This window comes from Mesorhizobium sp. M1163, from assembly GCF_040318415.1.
Taxonomy (GTDB): Bacteria; Pseudomonadota; Alphaproteobacteria; order Rhizobiales; family Rhizobiaceae; genus Mesorhizobium.
The window spans coordinates 62,263-81,664 of record NZ_JAMYMF010000030.1 but is presented as its reverse complement, the minus strand read 5'-3'; the positions used below and the strand labels follow the sequence as shown (position 1 = coordinate 81,664).

The following is a 19,402-nucleotide window of genomic DNA, read 5'->3' as shown; positions in this document are numbered from 1 at the left end:
GGTCAGCTCCCGCTACACTGAGCAGGCTTTTGAACGCCATCTGACTGCTTCTTTCTAAGTATGTCGCGCCCGTAGCGCATTTCGAAGCCGCAAGACCTGCCCGGACCACGACGACAGATGGGGCGTGGCACCGCCCCTGCCCAATCTACTCGTCCGGCTTCTCGAGCGAGTAGCCGGCCGACCTCACGGTGCGGATGACGCTACCTGGCGAGGCCGCCTTCAGCGCCTTTCTAATCCGGCTGATATGGACGTCGACAGTGCGTGCTCCGATATGGATATTGTCCGGCCAGGCCGCGTCGATCAGCTCGTCTCGGCTGAAGACCTTGCCGGGAGCCTGAAGAAAATGCCGCAGCAGGTTGAACTCGAGAGGTCCGAGATGGATGTCGTGGCCATTACCGCGAACCCGGTAAGCATCGAGCTTCATCTCAAGACTGCCGCAACAGAGCCAGCTGCCGTTTTCTATCCCGTTTGACCCCGGCTGTGGCAGCGCCAGCTTCGTGCGTAGACAGTCAAGCAGCTTGGCCGGCGCGAAGGGCCGCACAAAGCTCTCGTCAATGCCTGCCTTCAAGAGATTGAGGTGCTGGTTCTCGGCGCCCGGCGCGATCAGGGCAATAACGGGCAGGCCGCCGGTCCGTGGCTCTCCCTTGAGCCGGGCGCAGATTGTGGAGCCTGTCGCGGTTGCCGGCCCGCAGTCCAGCACGACCGCCTGGATCTCCCGTTCATCGGCCAATTCGAGAGCTTCGTCCACGCCACCCGCCGGCTCACTCGTGAAGCCGTCCACCCCCAGAATGTGGCTGAGGAACAGATACAACTCCGCATCTTGCGAACAGATCAGGACCAGTGGCTTCATCAGCGCTACCCCAAGAACCACATCGGCCTCGACCGCCTCGATTGAGAGGGCTGGCCATCGCATGTCCTCAAGGCCTGACATGATCCCCCTGATCCAAAATCGGTTCCATCACGCCCGCACCACCTCGGGATGAGCCTCAATGGCTGCGGTCGCATCGCCGGCCAGTTTGGTACCGGCCACGGCTAGTTTCCAGAACGTCTCGAAGCCGAACCGGTGGACGTCGCGCAGGGTCTTCGACAAAACGACCAACCGCCCGGCCGTGAGAAGCACGCGCCCAAAGCCCTCATGGCTTATCTCCATCATCGGCGATGCCATCACGCCGGAGCGCTCCTCGGTCGCAAGCCCGACGGCCGCGTAAAACATCTCGAGCCTCCACAGCACGTCCGGATCGGGATCGCCGATGATCGGGATCGCACGGCGCTGTTCCCTGGTGATGATGAAGTCGCCCAGCAGCTCGGCGTCCGATTTGCCTTCCCAAGACCCGTGGGAATCATGAGCCCGGACCAGCCGCACGAGGCATTTGACGAACGGGGTGGCAAGGGCCGCCTCGTCTTCGGCGACAGCAGGGCTAACCACGACGTCAGACATTTCGCCCACTCCTCATTTCAGTCCTCGTCCTCGAACGACGGTTTCTGTTCGGCGACACCTGCCTGCGCCAGCACCTTGCGCAGCCAAGGGGGAGGACACGTCCTGAGCATCATCTGCGTGCGCAACAGCACCTCTTGGATGGTTTGTGGGTGCGGCAGTTTGATCGGATGAATTTTTGCCGAAACAACCTTGGCTGCCGAAGGTCCGCCGATCGCCAGACAAAACAGGAGATGACAGCCCTTCAGCGCCTCCACCTTCGGGGTGATGCGGTCTTCGCCCTCAGTTCGATGCTTCCCGCTCTCTTCGGAAACGTCATCGAAGGCCACGGCCTCGACGAGATCCCACTCCTCACGCGTCACGTCGTAGACAGCAAAGCGCTTGGCCGAACCGAAATGGGCGTTCAGGTTCTTCATGTCCTGCGTGGCGATCGCTACGCGCAATGCGCCGGCTTGGCGTTCCGGCGTCGGTGCATGAACCTCGTCAGTGACGAGCGAGAGGCGACGAACGGAGCTCATCTGGTATTTCTCGCTTACGGAGTGGATCAAGCGCCTCAGGCGTCGGCGCGTGCCGCTTGGCTTCAAAGATATTGGCAACCTCGAAGATCAGGTTGCGGGTCCCCTGATAGAGGATTGTGAGCTTGTGCTGGCTGCCGAGCCGGTCGAAGATCGGGAAGCCGACCCGCATGAGCGGAATGCCGAGGCGCTGCGCCGCCTGGCGGCCATGGGAATGGGTGACGAGAAGATCAGCGCCGGCGCCAAGAGCTTCCAAATCGCCGAGATCGCCGATCTGAACCGACTGCGCCGGTACTTCCTCCAAAATTTTCGACATGTCGGTCGTGGTGACCGCCGCCGCGATTTCGGAGCCCATTCCGATAAAGAAGCTCGCGAGTTGGTAGAGTTGGTCTGGTTCAGCAGCGATCGCAATTTTCTTGCCTCCAAAGTAGAAATGTCCGTCGAGCAACGCGTCCTGCAACTGCGCCCGGCGACGGCGCACCCCAGCCGGCGCCGCCGCGCCCGAAACCGCGGACAGCAGCGAGACAAACCGGTCGGCGTCCTTCAATCCAGTCAGCGACCGGAACAGCACGTAAGGCACGCCGGTCAACCTCTGCAGCAGCTCGGCCGGGCGGCGCATATGCTCACCGATGACGATGCATTGCTCGGCCGTGCCAAGCTCGCGGATATCCTCGACGCTGGTGCCGCCATAGGTGGTCGTGACCCAGCGGTCGGGCACCGTACCGTCGAGCGAGCCGGAGACGTCCGGCAGAATCACCGGCTTCAGTTCAAAGCTTTCAACCATCTCACGCAAATGCTCGATATCAGCCACAGTGAGGTTCCAGCCAGGCAGGATCACGATCTTCTTCGACTGCCGCGCCTGTTCGCCGGGCCGCGTAATCCTTTCGATCATCGCGGTGACAGCCTTGGCCCAGCCCTCTTCGATCGCGCCGTCGAAATCCGGTGTGTTGGCTAGCACCACCTCCGTACCCGCGAGTTCTTGCCTGCGCTTCAGCCTGATATCGGCGATATCTCCTGCGCAGTCTTCGCCCCGGGTTTCCACCAGCGCCGTGGTGCAGACCCCGATCAGCGTTGGCCTTGTGCGGGCCTTGAGGTTGAGGATCGCCTCTTCCAGATGGTCTGCCCCACCGAGAATCGTCGCCACCTCGTCCATCGCTGTTGTCTGCAAGGGGATGGCTTCCTTGAAATGCCGCACGAAGAGCACGAGGGCGAAGCTGGTGCACCCCTGGCTGCCGTGGAACAACGGCATCGCACCGTCGACGCCAAGAAAGGCCAAGGCGGCACCCAGCGGCTGCGATGACTTCAGCGGATTGACCGCCGCCGCTTTCGTCTGGGGAAGGATGCGGACCATCGGCTTTCCTCAACACTCGCCGAAACCGTCGGCCGTCGTGCCGGCGAATTCCTGGACAGCATGTAAGGTCGCGGTCTCGCTTTTCGTGCTCGGCAGTTCCTCCCTCACCGCAGGCTGGCAATCCCATGGCGCCGGTTCCCGCACCTGGCGCCAGATCGGGTTATAAATGGCGAGGTCGATCTGGCGTACGAGTTCCACCATGCCGTCATAGCCGGCGTAAGGATGTTGGCGCTCCTGGTTGATATCGAGCCAGGGTGTCTTGGCCTTGAGCGCGATGAACTGCGTGCGCCCGCCCGACAACATGATATCGGCCTTGTGTTCTGAGAACATGGCGTAAAGCTCGCGCGGCGTCATCTGCTCGAACATGTGGTTGTCGTCCTTGAGGATCTGCTTGATGCGCTCCTTGTCTCCGACGGTCGACTTCTTGACAGAGGTGCCAACGATCTCGATGCCGATCTCCATCAGCGCATGAACGACCGACCAGGACTTCACACCCCCGGTGTTGAGCAGCACGCGCTTGCCTTCGAGCCTCGGCCGGTAGGCCGCGAGCTTCTTCCAAGCGATCGCCTCCTCATCTGCAATCAATGCGTCGGTGCGGCCGAGGATCTCCGGATCGGCACCCTTCTTCACGAGTAGCTGAGATATCTGTCGAAGCGCTTCAGAGGTGTCGGTGATGCCGTAGAAGGAGCCCTCGAAAAACGGGATGTCCCAGCGCTGCTCCATCTTGCGGGCGAGATTGATGAGCGCGGTCGAGCACACCATCATAGCCGCCCGGGCGCGGTGCGCGCAGGCAATGTCGAAGTAACGCGCGTCGCCCGGAATGCAGGCGCGCACCCGGATGCCGAGCCGATCCAGCAGCGGCTTCACCAGCCAAAATTCGCCCGAGAGGTTGAATTCGCCAAGGATATTGATGTCGTAAGGGCCGGCATCGTCGGGCTCCGCCGTGCCGATGACATGATCGAGCAACGCCTCGCCGGCAAGCTTGTTGCCGAGATTCTTGGAGCCAACGAAGCCCGGCGCATTGACCGGCACCACCGGCAGCCCGAACTTTTCCGCCGCGCGCTTGCAGACGGCCTCGATGTCGTCGCCGATCAGCGCCGTCACGCAGGTCGGGTACACGAAGATAGCCGCTGGCCCATACTCTTCCTTGATCTCGCGGATCGCTTTGAAGAGCTTCCGCTCGCTCTGCCCCATCACAACATCGAGTTCGGTGAGGTCGGTCGTGAAGCTTGTACGCCACAGCGTTGGCCCGGACGAAGCCGCACCGCGGTTGTCCCAGGAATTGCCCTCGCAGGCGAGCGGCGCATGGATCAGGTGCGCGACGTCGGTGATCGGCTGCAGCACGATCTTTGCGCCATCAAAGGCACAGCCGCCGGCCGCCGCCCCGGGGGTCAGTGGCTTCGAACAGCCCTTTTTGCGCGCCTTGGCATCCTTGCCGCGGTTCTCCTCGCAGGCAGGCTCGTTGAAGGCATCCTGGATTTTGGCTCTGAGCAAGGACATTGCGTCGGTCTCCAAGTCCCTCGGGAAGACGACCGGCCAAAGCCGACCGTCACGCTTAGCGGGTGAGGTCATACGAATAGTCCGTCACGCCCGTCTCGCTTGTCTCGCGATCGAGCTTGTCGAAGATCTTGTCGAGGATCGTCGTCAGGACGCGCAACCCGCCTTGGTAGCCCATAAGCGCAAACCGATGGTGATGGTGGCGGTCGAAGATCGGAAACGTCAGCCGGATCAGCGGCGTGCCGGTGTCGCGCTCCAGATACTTGCCATAGGAGTTGCCGATCAGCAGGTCCACCGGCTCGGTGAAGAGCAGCGAGCGCATCGCCCAGAGGTCCTTGCCCGCCCAGACTTGAGCACCTTTGCCGAAGGGCGATGATGCAAGCAGTTCCTTCAACTCCGCTTCCCATGCCGAGGTGCCGTTGGTGGCGAGGCAATGGGTCGGCTCGCCGCCCGTCTCCATGATGAAGCGGGCCATGGCGTAGACAAAGTCCGGATCACCGTAGATGGCGTATTTCTTACCGTGCAGCCAGGATTGGCTGTCCGCCATGGCGTCAACAAGTCGGCCGCGCTCCAGGCGGATTGCCTCGGGGATTTGCTTGCCGGAAATCGCGGAGACCTCCATCAGGAAGTCGTCGGTCGCCTGGACTCCGAGCGGGTAATGGAACGAGGCAGTCGCCTGCCCTACCCCCTCGCAATACTCCAGTGTTTTTCGGGTGTTGTAATGCTGTAGCGAAAGTGTCGCCCCGGCGTTGAGTGCTTTCCTCACGTCTTCGATCTTCGTGCCGCCGTCGTACATGCGGTATTCGCCGTCCGACGGCGTGTCGAACTGGTCAGAGGCGTCTTGAATGAAGGTATAGGAGACGCCCAGCAGATCGAGCAGGCGCTTGAGTTCCCGGTTGTTGCCAACACAGAAGCCGTCGAAACCCGGAATGATGTTGATGGTTCTCTCGGCTTCCGTGCGCTCCTCGCCTTTCCAGAAATGCTCCAAAATGCCCTTGACCGCAACATCATAGCCGTCGACATGGCTGCCGACGAAGGCCGGCGTGTGGGCGAAGGGCACGTCGAAGTCGCGCGGGACCGAGCCTTCGTCCTTGGCGTTCTCGATGAAGCTGTGCAGGTCGTCACCAATGACCTCCGCCATACAAGTGGTCGAGACGGCGATCATCTTCGGATCGTAAAGTTGGTACGTGTTGGCGAGCCCGTCGACCATGTTCTTCAGGCCACCGAACACTGCCGCGTCCTCGGTCATCGAGGAGGAGACTGCCGAAGCAGGCTCCTTGAAATGGCGCGACAGGTGCGAGCGGTAATAGGCCACGCAGCCCTGGCTGCCGTGGACGAAGGACATGGTTCGCTCGAAGCCCGCGGCCGCGAACACCGCGCCGAGCGGCTGGCAGGCCTTGGCGGGGTTCACGACAAGCGCTTCGCGAGCAAGGTTCTTTTCGCGGTATTCCCACGTCTTGGTGAATTCGCCTTGGTCGGTAACGACCTGGTCCGGGTGAGGACATTCGAAATTCAGCCTCTTCTCGGCGAGCATCTGCCTGTATTCCGGCTCGCGGAACAGGGGAGCGTGGTCGAGAACTTTTTCAGCCGACTGCGGCATGGGTGGTTACCTCTTTCCATCTGGCCCGCCATACGGCGGCACAGGGACGTCGAAACGTTTCAGGTCTCCCGTGGACAAAGGGCCACAGGCGTTCAACGGCCTCCCGGCTTCCGGGAGGCCAGGCTTTTTCATTCGGCTGCGATCGCCGCCGACGGCTCGGCTTTTTTCTTCCAGGGGGCGTCGTAGAGGGTCCAGACCGGGTTGTTGATGGCCAGATCCATGTCGCGGGCGAAGATGGCGAAGCCGTCGTAGCCGTGATATGGGCCGGAATAATCCCAGGAATGCATTTGACGGAACGGTATGCCCATCTTCTGGACCGGGTACTTCTCTTTGATGCCGGAGCCAACGAGATCAGGACGAATCCCCTCGATGAACTTCTCCAGCTCGTAACCAGTCACGTCGTCATAGATCAGCGTGCCCTTCTTCACGTAATGGCCGGTGCGCTGATAGTCGTCGTTATGGCCAAATTCATAGCCAGTGCCGACGATCACCATGCCCAGATCCTCATATGCCGTAATGACGTGACGAGGGCGCAGCCCGCCGACATAGAGCATCACCGTCCTGCCGTCCAGGCGCGGCCGGTACTTGGCGATGACGGCATCGACCAACGGCCGGTATTTGGCGATGACCGCCTCGGCCTTGGCCTCGATTTCCGGCCCGAAATGCTTGGCTATCTTGCGCAGAGAGGCTTCGGTCTGGGAGGGGCCGAAGAAATTATACTCCATCCAGTCGATGCCATACTTTTCCTCCATGTGCCGGCAGATGTAGTTCATCGACCTGTAGCAATGGATGAGATTGAGCTTGGCCTTCGGCGCGCGCTCTATTTCGGCCAGCGTAGCGTCGCCCGACCAGTTGCCGACCACGCGCAGGCCCATCTCCTCGAGCAGGATGCGCGAAGCCCAGGCGTCGCCGCCGATGTTGTAGTCGCCGATCACATTGACATCGTACGGGCTGGCCTCGAACTCGACGTCTTTCTTCTCGAACACCCAGTCGCGGATCGCATCGTTGGCGATGTGGTGGCCGAGCGATTGCGAGACGCCGCGGAAGCCCTCGCAGCGCACCGGCACGATCGTCTTTTCGTGCTCCTTGGCCTTGTTGCGGGACACAGCTTCGGTGTCGTCCCCAATCAGGCCGATCGGACATTCGGATTGCACGCTCATGCCCTTGTTCAGCGGAAACAGTTCCTCGATCTCGTCGATGATCCGTTCCAGCTTTTTGTCGCCGCCGAAAACAATGTCCTTCTCCTGGAAATCGGAGGTGAACTGCATCGTGACGAACGTGTCGATGCCGGTCGTGCCGACGTAGTAGTTGCGGCGTTGCGACCAGGAATATTGCCCGCAGCCGACCGGGCCGTGCGAGATATGGACCATATCCTTGACTGGACCCCACACCACGCCTTTCGAGCCGGCATAGGCGCAGCCGCGAATTGTCATCACCCCGGGGATGGACTTGATGTTCGATTTGACCCCGCATTCGGAAAGGACCTCGTTTTCCTCGCCAGCCTCGTCGCCGCTCTTTGCGACGCTGAGGTGCTTTTTGCGGCGCTTCGCCGCCTTGTCAGGATATTGCGACAGCACCTCCTCGATAAGTTTCGCATGGAGGGTGCCGTCATTCTCGTATTCCAGGCTCATGGGACCCCTTTCAAGGTTCAGGGTGACGCCTCACCGACGAGGCGCCGTTCTTTGAAAGGCGCGCCATGTCAGGCCGCGCCCCCAGTCAGTAGCGGTCGTTACAGTGCGGCCGCCTTCGCCGCTTCCTTGACCTGAAGCTCGGCAAGCATCTGCTCGTCGGTCTTCATGATGCCGAAGTCGAGCAGCATGTCCTCGAGCTCCTCCATGGTGATCGGGGTGGGGATGGTGCCCTGGCCCGAATTGTTATGGATCTTCTCGGCCAGCGCCCTGTATTCTCCGGCCTGCTTGGAGTCTGGCGCATACTGGATCACAGACATCTTCCTGAGCTCGGCGTGCTGGACGATGTTGTCGCGCGGCACGAAGTGGATGAGCTTGGAATTGAGCCTGGAAGCCAGCGCTTCGGCGAGGTCGAGCTCGCGATCGGTTTGGCGCTCGTTGCAGATCAGGCCGCCGAGCCGCACGCCACCCGAATGGGCGTATTTCAGGATGCCCTTGGCGATGTTGTTGGCGGCATAGAGCGCCATCATCTCGCCGGACATGACGATATAGATTTCCTGGGCCTTGTTCTCGCGGATCGGCATCGCGAAACCGCCGCACACTACATCCCCGAGCACGTCGTAGGAGACATAGTCGACATCGTCGTAGGCGCCGTTTTCCTCGAGGAAGTTGATCGAGGTGATCACGCCGCGGCCGGCGCAGCCGACACCCGGCTCGGGGCCACCCGACTCCACGCATTTGATGCCTTTGTAGCCGACCTTGAGCACATCCTGGAGTTCGAGGTCTTCCACCGAACCTTCCTGAGCCGCGAGGTGCAGGACCGTATCCTGCGCCTTCGCGTTCAGGATCAGGCGGGTGGAGTCGGCTTTGGGGTCGCAGCCGACGATGAGGATTCTCTGCCCGAGGTCGACAAGGGCGGCGAGCGTATTTTGGGAGGTGGTGGACTTGCCGATGCCGCCCTTGCCGTAAAAGGCGATCTGACGCAGACCTGACATGTAGCTTTCCTTCCTTCGTTCCATTCATCGCGGCTGCCGCGACATGAATGCCGGTCGGGCAGCTGTCGCCGCCTCGCACCCAAGGATCTCAAGACTCGTGCCAATTTGGCTGATGGAACCGAAGAATAATTTCATGGTTGCTTTTCAGGGATTTAGCTTGAGGCCAAAGAAAGGATCGTCGGTACAAGCCGTGTAGCGGACCCGACAATGGCGACATAAAGCGTCGGATCGCGATCCTCAGTCACCGCATTCGTTCGAACCGAATCGTTGTGTTGAGGTGGGCGAACAGCGTCTCGACCCTCTAACGTTAATTGCGGGATGGGCGAACTCTTCTGTTCCGGCGAGCTGACCTGCTTGGTCTCGCGTGTCCTCATCGACACTGCGCGGAGTCTTGCGCGCCACCCACGGCCATCCATCCGGGGCTGCGGGCGATAATTCCGCCATATCACCAACTCAAGGGGACTCGGCTCACCTATCGGCGCAGGAGTTCAGTATCGGCGTCATCGCCTTCACATGTTCGTCGATCCGCTCGAGCACTTTCGCCGCGACAACCTCGCGCGCAAGCAGATGCCACCAGTGTTCGTTGACGAGTTCGACGGTCTCGACCACTGCCTTCAGGACTGCCGGCTCCGGAAGCCTTGCACGGTTCGCGAATGCTTTCCATCGCGGTGCTGGTAGCGCCTTGAACGAGCGTTCCCCTCCAAGCGAAAGCGCCATGGCGTCGGCGGGAATATATGGCACGGTCGACAGAACGTCGTAGATTGGTGCAAGCACCGGCTTGTCGCCGTTGCCGGGGTAAATCAAAGACCAGTTCTTCAGGTGCATGTCGCCATTGCCGGTGATGACCGTCAGCACCAGGCGGCGGACGAATTCGAGAGCCGCCGTAGGCGAGACGGCCACGCCAATGGCCAAGGCTATGTCGTGATAAGCGGCGCCCTGATATTTGCGCGAGGGATAGATACCAAGACCTGAGCGAAATCCTCCGTTTGTATCCTCTCGCCATCGGCGCCGCGATCGAAGCGTTTGACGAGAAGGACCTTGCCCTCCCCAGGGCCAAGTTCGCGAATTCGTTCTCTGAAACGCCCGGAAACTCCTTCGAAGGGAAACTTGGCGATGTACTGGCCCTGCTCGTCGTCCATCGGCAAGGTCAGGCCGCCGCCTTTTCCAGTGCTCTTCATGACCGACAGCTTCATCTGCACGCCGGCAAGTGAGAACCGTGCCTTGGGCTTATCCTTTGAAGCATCCTGCGAAACCGCTATCGCGCCGTCACTGGGTAGCGCCCATACGGCTCCCGGCAGATCGGCGCCCAGCGCCGCTAAGAGATCGAATCATCGCCTGGCCACACATTGCCTTGTGGTGCTTTTCCATCGTCTCGCGCAACTTCTCCTCCGGCAGAGAGTTCGCGAAAAAGCGGGCAAGACGCCCGCCAGGTCGGCTGCAATGCATAGAGGCAATCGTCCGACGGCAGCAGCGTGTACCGTCGGAAGGCGACAATGACGGCCTCTTCCTCGAGAGACAGAACCGTCGACCTCGGCTCCTTCGGGCCAGTCGGAACGTCCGCGACCAAAGCCCGCTTCTTCCACTTTGCGACGGTCTTCTGGTTGATCCCGTAGCGCTTGGCCAGCGCCCTCAGGCTCGCTTGGCTATGTTGTATCGCTCGACGGATCGCCTCTGTCGTCGTGGCGCTCCCGTGAAGAACCTGGCCCATAGCGCATCCTTTGATTCGGACGACAAGGATGCTCCATCAAAGATCCCATGACCGGTGGTGGATAGCGACCTGCGCTCTGGCAGAGTGGGGTTGCTGACCAACAACTCTGTGGAGGCCAATCATGCGTGTTGTTGCCGATCGATCTGCGGCGTCTGCCGCTATCCGCACCGATCTTGGCGCGATCTTCATTTCTTTGGAACTCAGTAAATCGACCTGGTTGATCACTTCGCTGTCGCCGGGCAGTGGGGAGAAGATGTCGAAACATGCGGTACGCGGCGGCGATATCACAGGACTGCTGGCACGCTTTGCCCAGCTTCAGGACAAGGCACAGGCGCGCGCCGGCCGGCACTTTGCGCTTGTGGTCATTCAGGAGGCGGGTCTCGACGGCTTCTGGATCCATCGAATCCTGGAGGCCGAGGGGATCGAAAGCCATGTCGTCGACGCCGCCTCGCTTGCCACGTCGCGCCGGCGGCGTGGTGCCAAGACCGACAAGATCGATGGTGAGGCGTTGGTGCGTGCGCTGCTCGCCTACAAACGAGGCGAGCCGCGCGTGTGCGCGATGGTTAGGGTACCCAGCGTCAAGGAGAAGGACCATCGGCGCATCGGCCGTGAACGCAAGGTTCTGGTTGGTGAGCGGACCTGCCATGTCAACCGGATCAAGGGCCTGCTGTTTGCTCAGGGCATCACCGGCTACGAGCCGCTGGGACGTGACCGGCGACATCGGCTTGAGGAATTGAGGACCGGCGACGGCCGCGCAATGCCAGAACATCTGAAGGGGCAAATCCGTCGCGAGCTTGACCGACTCGAACCGAAAGGGCGTGGAGACCGCATTCGATCAGATCGAGCGGCAGGGTACGCCAGTCGACTACAGCGCGGAGCTCGGGCGCATCGTCCAGAGCCTCACCACGCTGGGCGAGCGGCTAAAAGGCCGTCGAGCAATCCCCCGTTCTGCGGCAGGGCGCCGAGCACTATGCCCGCGCTCTTGAGCGCAGCGGCGACGGGCTGGTTCGCACCTGTTCAGCAGCGCGAGCGGCAGGCGTCCGACCTCGAGCGCATCAGCGCCGTTCTCGCCGCCCATAACCGAAGCGCCTTTCTCCGGAAGGATCAGGATTTCCGAATGTGGATTGCCGGCGGGATCGGCCTCATCAGGGGCATGGTCCTGCTCGTCGCCGGCTATGCCATGATCGGGCCGTCGATCCCTTTGCGGTCAAGAAATTGAAATGGGGGGCCAGTTCTACGACGCCGGCACAGGACCGGCTTTCGGAGCGGATGCGGCCTCTAACGGGCTTTGAGCAGGCTGTCGACCATTGTGCGCGGGCATTCAGCGCCGCCGACAAGCAGCTTCGGGAGGACCTGCCCGTTCTCGAAACGCAGAAGCAGGAACTGCGTACGTCAGCCGAGCGCCTCGATCAGGCGCGGCCGGGATCGTATGAGCTGATGAAATCGGCGTTGCAATACGATCCGAAGACGGCAACGGCGATGAGCGAGCTTTCCGGCCGCGAGCGTGTCGGCGAGTTCGTCGCCGGCATGGACCGGGAGCGGGCGGCGGTTGCCGACCCCTACGTCAGGGCCGATCGCTTTATCGAGCGCTGGCACGAGTTGCAGGCTGAGCGTCGGACGCTCACAACCGGTTGTTGGCATGTCGAAGCACGGGCAAAGGTCGACAGCCAGATGAAGGGCCTTACGAAAACTCCGCTCGAATTGGGCTGACCAGGCGGTAGGCAGTCCAGCCCGTGCGGTCACGAACTACAGTCTGGTTCGGCGGTAAACCGAGACATGACGTTTGGAGTCGTCGGTGAACGCACCTCTCGTCCAATCTCCCCAACGCTCCGCGAGCTCCAGCCCGACGCATTCGGCCATGGTGTCGAGCTCCTGATGATAAACGTAACGAACGCGTTCTGGAAAACGTGTCACCGATGTACCAGAAAACCAGAGGAAGGTTTGAACCAAGTTCTGGTTAAGCGGATCGTGTATTTGCGTATTGACGAATGTATTCTCGTGATCCACGAACACAGTAGTAGTTTTCTGGCCGCCAACGAAACCTTCCAATGCTGGCACACGCACTTCTAGAACCACAACCCCATCCTCATCTAGCGCGTCGGCGGCAGATCTGAGGCAAGCTATTTGCTCTTCGCGTCTGGAGAGCTGCATGAACGTGTCAAAAACGCAATAGATAAGATGGTAGCGTTGCTCTGAGCTGAAATCGGCGATGTTCCCCTTCCAAGCCTTGATCAGATTAGTACTCTCGGCGAGAAGCTTCAACATGCCGTCCGATTGGTCGATACCTTCGACCTGGACGCCCCGCTCACTCAGCGGTATCGCCACGCGCCCGTTGCCAATACCAAGTTCGAGAGCACTCCTTCCGCTGGAAAATCGTTCAAGAAAGGCGGCGGTTTCCTCTGCCTCAGCGACTTTACCCACCAGGTTGGTGTATTTTTCATAGCTCGACGCGTCATCATAGGGGAGGGGCATATGACATTTTCCATTGCTGTGTTCAGATATTAGACGGTGGTCAGCTCAAGCGAGATCATCATTGCGGACGCGAGGGCTATGCCAACTTGAAAAGCGATTTTGGTTCAATACGTTGAGTGTTCGCGTCCGATTCCGTCTGTTCGGGGCGGCACAATTTTGCCCGGAGTGCGACAATTTTGCCCGGAGTGCGACAATCGAGTAGCCAACTGGATACCTTCTATAATCGGTCAACGGTCTGCCGCTCGGCATCGATGGCCTCGTCGCCTTCGGGTTTCACGCTTCTGTCGTGGTCACCGCTATGGCGCCACATTCCGGTTCGTTGGTGATTGGGGATATTCCGATCAGGCGGTAATGGTGGTCGGCCTTTTTTCATCGAGAAGTCTGTTCGTTCGATCCACATGCGGTGAAACACGACGGCGAGCCGCCGCGCGAAGGCGACCTTGCCTTTCGTGCGCCACCGCAGCGAGCGATGCCAAGCGCCCAAGTCTTGAGCCAGTTGTCTGCGCGGCAGCGCGTCACCATCACGTTGGCCGCCTCATAGAGCAGTGCCTGACCCATGGCATCGCCGCATTAACTGCAAACTCTGCAAATGAACCGAAATACGCTCGTTTTATGCGTTATCAAGGCTGAACTTTCAGCATTTGAGCCATCCTCGCATTGTATTCAAATAACCAAGCGCTCCGTTGCAAGCTAGATTGCAGCGGCAGACTGTTCGAGCGGAGGACAAACGATGACGCCGAAAAACTGTGACGTGTTGGTTGTAGGGGCCGGATTCGCCGGCGCGGTGGCGGCGCGCGAACTCAGCAACAGCGGGCTAAACGTCGTGGTTCTCGAGGGCCGTGACCGGGTGGGCGGAAGAGTGTGGTCACGCCAAGCCTGGGGGCGCACCTTCGAAGTCGGCGGACAACTGGTTCACTGGTCCCAGCCGCATATCTGGGCGGAGTTGACCCGATATGGTTTCGAAATCTACGATCTGCACGACGAGTCTCACGATTTTGCCACGTCGCTGTATTTGAACGGCGATCAGCTTGAGGAGATGTCGCCCGAGGAGATGGGTGAACGGATCGGTAAAGGCTTCAAGCGCATCGTCCCCGTCGCCGACAATGTTTTTGAGCGGCCATACGAGCCGTTCTTTCGCGAATCGGAACTTGAGCTTGTCGACCATTTAACTATGGCGGAAGGACTGACCCAGCTTGGGATGCTAAAGGATGAGCGTGATATCCTTGACGCCGCCTTGACTGGTGCCTTTAGTGCCCCCACCGAAAATGGCGCTTATTCTCAATGCCTTCGCCGATTAGCAACCGGCCGTGGCTACAGCACAGGTGACATTATTCGCTTTCGCGTTAGAGGCGGTTTTCAGGCGGTAGTCGGGGCGATACTGGCTGATGCGAGTGCCGAAGTTCTATTGCAAACTGCTGTGGTACGCGTCGAACAGATCGATGGGGGCGTTCGGGTCCACACTAGCGACGGTGCAACATGGTCCGCCAAAAGCGCCGTGGTTACCGTACCTGTGAACGCCCTAGCAGGGATCGACTTCGTTCCGTCCCTTAGCGAAGGTAAGCGTGCGATGATGGACGAACGCCAGGCAACGCAGGGAATCATGTTCTTTGTACACCTGCTGGGCGAATACAAGCCATTTATGGCGTTGGCCTCGTCCGAACACCCACTGACCTGGATGGAAACCCGCGCGAAGATCGACGGCGGCATGATCGCGCAAGTTCTCGGGCCGGATGCTGAGCGGTTAGATATGGCTGATTTAGGTCAGGTCCAGACCGCCGTGCGCCAATGGCTGCCGGACGCCATCGTCGCGGGGACCCTGGGGCACAATTGGACCGCGGACCCATTCTCGCGCCAGACTTGGGCGATCGCACGTCCCGGTCAGTTGGTTAAGTACCACCGCGAGCTCGTCAGACCCGAAGGGGGCGTATACCTCGCGGGAGCGGACTATGCGAGCGGCTGGTACGGGTACGTTGAGGGCGCCATCGAGAGCGGCTTAGCCGTCGCTCACAAGATAAGGCGAGCACTCGGCGGGGCGCAAACGCCCGACGTGCGGCATGACACGGCTGCTGTGAGTTAACCAGGTAGCGCGTCGCCGCACAACGCTCGCGCAAAGGACCGGCGACTGGGTGCTCAGCTTCCTGTGTAGCGGACGACACTTCGAATGAATAACCGTTTATCACTTGCTAGGGTTCACGGGGTTCACGTGAACATCCGGAACCGCACATGTGCCTACACGGAGTTGACCCGCTCGCTCTTGCCGCCGAGTCGACCTTAACACCGAGTGAACCTGGATCGCGAAGGAGAATAGGCGCATGCTGATCGGCTATACCAACCGGCTTTCGGCCCATGCTGGCGAAAACATCGAAGTGAAAGTATCCAGCGACTTTTGCAGCGACTACACTGCTGATCTCGTTCGCATCTTCTCAGCGGACCCCAATCCGGACGGACCAGGAGTGGATGTTCGCCCGGTCCCGGCGGTCTTCGAAGGCACCTACCGATCAGTCGCGAAGCCATCGCGTCCGGGGTCCTACGGCATCATTCCCCTCGGCGGTGCGGATATTACCGCGGATGCTACGTTTTCTGTCAGGTTTCAACCGCGTCTCCTACGCGTGTCACCCCAGGTTTTGTTCTCTTTTATTGGCCTATCGGGTGGCGCAGTCTCGATTAGCATTCAGACCAGCGGCCTAAAGCTGGAGGCGTTTGGCGAGACGAGCGCCATCTCCTTCGCGCTGGAAATCGGTCGGTGGTATGAGTTGCGCTTCGCGATTGCAGAACACGCTCTGCATCTGGTCGGATATTCTGTCGAGACTGGATTACGGTCCTTCGAGATTAGGACGCGGCCGCTGAGAATGCAGGCCGGATTTACATACCTAGTGCTGGCGGCTACGCCGCAGCCTGGAGACCCATTATCGTTCACTTCGTTTTTCAACGGGCGGCTTGAAGCCCCCATGTTGTTGCGCGGGCAGGTTGTCGATCGCCTTTTGGACGGTCCTGTACCGGTAGAGGACATACTCGCGTTCTGGGATTTCGGCATCGACATTCCGACATCGCACCTCCGCGACACAGGCCCGTTGCGGCTCGACGGAACGTTGCATAATCTGCCGGCACGCGCCGTGCGTGGTTCGCGTTGGTCCGGCGAGGAAATGTGCTGGAAGCACGCGCTTGATGAATATGCAGCCGTCCATTTCCACGAGGACGACCTTTATGACTGCGGCTGGGAAACTGATTTCTGCTTTGATATTCCCCACGACCTTCCGAGCGGGGTGTATGGTATCCGTTTGAGATGCGAGAACGCTGAGGACATCATCCCCTTCTTTGTCCGCCCAGCCAGGGATGCCACAAAGGCCAAGGTTGCAGTACTTTTCTCGACATTCACTTATCTTGCCTACGCGAATCATCCCCGCGGCAACTTCGACGACGCCTACGTCGAAAGGCGCGACGCCTGGCGTGCTTATCCGCACCATCCCGAGGAGCATCCGGAGTTTGGGCGTTCGCTCTATGATTACCACCCTGACGGCGGCGGAATCCAGTTCAGCTCTCTGTTGCGGCCACAGCTTAGCATGCGGCCCGGTTACTTCGCTTACCCTGACGCTCGTGGCTCGGGTTTGCGCATCTTCCCCGCCGATATGCATCTAGTTGCGTGGTGTGCGGCGAAAGACATTGTTTTTGATGTTGTCACTGATCATGACCTCGAAGCGGAGGGTAGCAGCGCACTTGAAGACTACGCGCTAGTGCTCACTGTGACCCACCCGGAGTACCACACGGCTCGCACCCTAGACGCGATCGGAAGCTTTGTGGAAGCCGGCGGCAGCTTGGGTTATCTTGGGGGCAACGGTTTCTACTGGAGGATAGCCACTAGCGAGGCCTTTCCCGGCGCGATAGAGATTCGACGCGGCGAGACGGGGGCCAGGGAGTGGGAGGCAGAACCCGGAGAGTGCTTTCACGCTTTTGATGGCCGATATGGTGGTCTCTGGCTCAAAAATGATAGACCTCCACAGCGGCTCGTCGGCGTCGGCATGTCTGCTCACGGCCCTTTCACTGGCTCCTATTATCGCCGCACCAAAGCCTCTTATGATCCGAGTTTTGCATGGCTGTTTGACGGGATCGATGACGAGATCATTGGCGATTTTGGATTTTCCGGCGGCGGCGCTGCTGGGTTCGAAGTCGATATTGTCGATGCGTCGTTAGGCACGCCGCCCGAAGCGGTTGTCCTTGCGAGTTCCGAGAAGTTTCTTGGCGATTACTACGTGGTTCCGGAAAGATTAAACTGGGGAGCGGAAGTGAACATGCCGGCCTGGCAGGTGGCGCAGATCAGGGCGGATCTCTCCTACGTCCCGAAAGCACAGGGGAATTTTGTCTTCTCTGCAGGTTCGATCCTGTTTTGCGGGAGCCTCCCGATGAACGACTTCAACAACAACATCTCAAAACTGCTGGAGAACGTTGTGCGGCGCTGCCTTTGAAAAGCGCCTTCCGAAAATATCAATGACAGCCGCTTCTCCGATAGGACAACCGCGCAGCTGGCCAGCCTACTTGCGCCGTGCCTCAGCCGTTGTAACAAACCCTTAAATGAAATTCACAGAATTTTTTCACCTCCGATCGCTGATAGTGGTACGTTCACCGTATAGGTCTGATACCGACCTGCGCCGATATTGACCGAATGCGTGGGACCGGCTGCGGGTGTCCGGTAAGGAGCACACCACAGAGCGATGCTTATGCCTCGGTCGACGATCGCGACGCGGCCGGCGGCCGACAGACGGCCACCCGAAGGGCCGGGCGCTTTCGGTCAATATCGGTGCAGCTTGGTATGAGCAACCACGGATAAGAAAAGTCGACTGCTTCGACTTCCACACCTCAAGCCTTGCTTGTCCCCGCTTGATGACGAGCCGGTCGCAGTGATCGGTACCCTCGACGCTCGGTCTTCTGCGAAATGAGTTAGCTCCACGCTCCAAGTGGCATCGCCGTCGTGGCGCTGGTTAAGCCTTACCTGGAAAGAGGAATACACTATGCAGAGCACCGAGATCGAGTTTGCCGAGTTCCGAACCGAACACCTCGACGAGACGCTGAAGCTCACGGCTCAGGCCGGATGGACCTACCGCAAGGATGATTGGTCGATGCTTCTGGGTTTGGGCTGTGGCTATGTAGCTATTGTGAACAATCATCTCGTCGGATCGATGTGCATGACGTTCTTTGGGGAGGTCGCGACCATCGGCCTTCTGGTTGTCAACGAGGAGATGCGCCGCCAGGGGATCGGCGGTCAACTCATGAAACTCGCCCTAGAAAAAGCGGGCAAACGTGAATGCCGCCTCATAGCATCGTCCGATGGGAAGCCCCTCTACCGCAAGCTCGGATTTGACCGGGTGGAAGCTGCACCTACTCATCGAGGGGTAGTTGGATGCGTGGACGCCCCGGATGGCGCCGAATGGGCAACCCGAGATGATTTTGATCAGATTTCCGAAATCGACCGAAGTGCAACGGGGATAGATCGCCGGGCACTCATATCCACACTTTGGAAAAAGGGGGTGTTTGCCGTCATCCGGAATGCGGGGAAAGTGGTGGGCTATGCTGCAGTGATGCGGTACGGGCGTGACGAAGTCGCCGGGCCGATCGTCGCAGGGAGCACCGACGAAGCAAGGCGCCTGTTGTCCTTTTTGTTTTCACAACGTGTCGGCGCGTTAATGCGCGTATCCCTCCGTCAGCAGTCCGGGTTGGCAGACTGGCTGAACTCGATTGGGATTGCAGAGGTGTCAACTAGCACTGCGATGCGCCGCGGCAAGGTCCACGCTGATAGGGAAGCGCCCTTGCGCACCTATGCGCTTGCCTCAAAGGAGTTTGGTTTTCCATAACTAGACTTGATCGGTGGATGTTCCAGCATCACCGTAGGATAGCACCAATTGAAACATCAGTAGAACGGCATGAGCGGGCCCGGTGACCCATGCCGTAGACAGCCAAGTGGCTGTCGTCAGCATTGGCAACCTGCCGGTCAAGGCACCCGGGGTGCGCTTGCGCACGGTCGCATGCGTCTCAGTCGGTCCAGTGGGCAGGAAATCGGCCAGCACCTTCGCCGCCTGCCGGTAGGGGAGCATGCTTCCTAGCCGTGCCGTCAGTTCCATCAGCTCCGGTGGTCGCTCGATCGGGACAAATTTCCTTGAGCGGCGCTAAGGTACCGACCATCCCCGGATGGCATTTCCCTGCACAGCATCC

Annotated in this window: 15 protein-coding genes and 3 pseudogenes; 6 read left to right on the top strand and 12 right to left on the bottom strand. The window is 59.9% G+C overall.

Going from position 1 to position 19,402, the window contains the following annotated elements; genetic code table 11:
* Positions 1-145: 145 nt before the first annotated feature.
* The 10 genes and pseudogenes from NKH43_RS25595 to NKH43_RS25550 form a co-directional block, all read right to left on the bottom strand.
* A complete protein-coding gene (locus tag NKH43_RS25595; protein ID WP_352860386.1) occupies positions 146-931 on the bottom strand; it encodes a response regulator transcription factor in 786 nt (261 codons plus the stop codon).
* 27 nt (positions 932-958) lie between these two features.
* On the bottom strand, positions 959-1,438 hold the full coding sequence (locus NKH43_RS25590) for a NifX-associated nitrogen fixation protein (RefSeq protein ID WP_352860384.1): 480 nt from the start codon (positions 1,436-1,438) through the stop codon (positions 959-961).
* 17 nt (positions 1,439-1,455) lie between these two features.
* Complete coding sequence (gene nifX / locus NKH43_RS25585; protein ID WP_352860382.1) at positions 1,456-1,953, bottom strand: nitrogen fixation protein NifX; 498 nt, start codon at positions 1,951-1,953, stop codon at positions 1,456-1,458.
* A complete protein-coding gene (nifN, locus tag NKH43_RS25580) occupies positions 1,919-3,301 on the bottom strand; it encodes a nitrogenase iron-molybdenum cofactor biosynthesis protein NifN (protein ID WP_352860380.1) in 1,383 nt (460 codons plus the stop codon). The genes nifX and nifN overlap by 35 nt, the downstream gene beginning before the upstream one ends.
* A gap of 9 nt (positions 3,302-3,310) precedes the next feature.
* Positions 3,311-4,801, bottom strand: coding sequence for a nitrogenase iron-molybdenum cofactor biosynthesis protein NifE (gene nifE, locus NKH43_RS25575; RefSeq protein WP_352860379.1), 1,491 nt, complete (start codon positions 4,799-4,801; stop codon positions 3,311-3,313).
* A 55-nt stretch (positions 4,802-4,856) separates the two neighbouring features.
* Positions 4,857-6,398, bottom strand: a complete 1,542-nt coding sequence (gene nifK, locus NKH43_RS25570) for a nitrogenase molybdenum-iron protein subunit beta (protein WP_352860377.1) — start codon at positions 6,396-6,398, stop codon at positions 4,857-4,859.
* 128 nt (positions 6,399-6,526) lie between these two features.
* On the bottom strand, positions 6,527-8,029 hold the full coding sequence (nifD, locus tag NKH43_RS25565; RefSeq protein ID WP_352860376.1) for a nitrogenase molybdenum-iron protein alpha chain: 1,503 nt from the start codon (positions 8,027-8,029) through the stop codon (positions 6,527-6,529).
* Between the two features lie 98 nt (positions 8,030-8,127).
* Positions 8,128-9,021: a nitrogenase iron protein gene (gene nifH, locus NKH43_RS25560; RefSeq protein ID WP_352860375.1), complete on the bottom strand. Its 894-nt coding sequence runs from the start codon at positions 9,019-9,021 to the stop codon at positions 8,128-8,130.
* A gap of 468 nt (positions 9,022-9,489) precedes the next feature.
* Positions 9,490-10,467, bottom strand: a pseudogene (locus tag NKH43_RS25555) (type II toxin-antitoxin system HipA family toxin).
* Positions 10,451-10,729: pseudogene (locus NKH43_RS25550) on the bottom strand (IS481 family transposase); the annotation flags it as partial. The pseudogenes NKH43_RS25550 and NKH43_RS25555, both read right to left, overlap by 17 nt.
* Positions 10,730-10,850: 121 nt before the next feature.
* On the opposite strand from NKH43_RS25550, the pseudogene NKH43_RS25545 reads away from it, so the two are divergent.
* The 3 genes and pseudogenes from NKH43_RS25545 to NKH43_RS25530 all read left to right on the top strand — a co-directional run.
* Positions 10,851-11,537 (top strand): annotated as a pseudogene (locus tag NKH43_RS25545) (transposase); the annotation flags it as partial.
* A 162-nt stretch (positions 11,538-11,699) separates the two neighbouring features.
* Positions 11,700-11,948 carry a DUF6118 family protein gene (locus NKH43_RS25535; protein WP_502906510.1) on the top strand — a complete coding sequence of 83 codons (249 nt, stop codon included), beginning with the start codon at positions 11,700-11,702 and terminating at the stop codon, positions 11,946-11,948.
* 50 nt (positions 11,949-11,998) lie between these two features.
* Complete coding sequence (locus NKH43_RS25530) at positions 11,999-12,439, top strand: conjugal transfer protein TraA (protein ID WP_352860373.1); 441 nt, start codon at positions 11,999-12,001, stop codon at positions 12,437-12,439.
* 36 nt (positions 12,440-12,475) lie between these two features.
* Here the strand turns inward: NKH43_RS25530 and NKH43_RS25525 are convergent, their stop codons facing one another.
* Together NKH43_RS25525 and NKH43_RS25520 are read right to left on the bottom strand one after the other, a co-directional pair.
* Complete coding sequence (locus tag NKH43_RS25525; protein ID WP_352860371.1) at positions 12,476-13,201, bottom strand: class I SAM-dependent DNA methyltransferase; 726 nt, start codon at positions 13,199-13,201, stop codon at positions 12,476-12,478.
* Positions 13,202-13,418: 217 nt separating this feature from the next.
* Positions 13,419-13,685: a hypothetical protein gene (locus NKH43_RS25520; RefSeq protein ID WP_352860370.1), complete on the bottom strand. Its 267-nt coding sequence runs from the start codon at positions 13,683-13,685 to the stop codon at positions 13,419-13,421.
* Positions 13,686-13,931: 246 nt separating this feature from the next.
* On the opposite strand from NKH43_RS25520, the gene NKH43_RS25515 reads away from it, so the two are divergent.
* The 3 genes from NKH43_RS25515 (at position 13,932) to NKH43_RS25505 (ending at position 19,044) form a co-directional block, all read left to right on the top strand.
* On the top strand, positions 13,932-15,278 hold the full coding sequence (locus NKH43_RS25515; RefSeq protein ID WP_352860368.1) for a flavin monoamine oxidase family protein: 1,347 nt from the start codon (positions 13,932-13,934) through the stop codon (positions 15,276-15,278).
* 235 nt (positions 15,279-15,513) lie between these two features.
* Complete coding sequence (locus NKH43_RS25510) at positions 15,514-17,661, top strand: N,N-dimethylformamidase beta subunit family domain-containing protein (protein ID WP_352860367.1); 2,148 nt, start codon at positions 15,514-15,516, stop codon at positions 17,659-17,661.
* Between the two features lie 543 nt (positions 17,662-18,204).
* Positions 18,205-19,044 (top strand): GNAT family N-acetyltransferase, encoded by an 840-nt coding sequence (locus tag NKH43_RS25505; protein WP_352860365.1) that lies wholly within the window; start codon positions 18,205-18,207, stop codon positions 19,042-19,044.
* Positions 19,045-19,402: the final 358 nt, after the last annotated feature.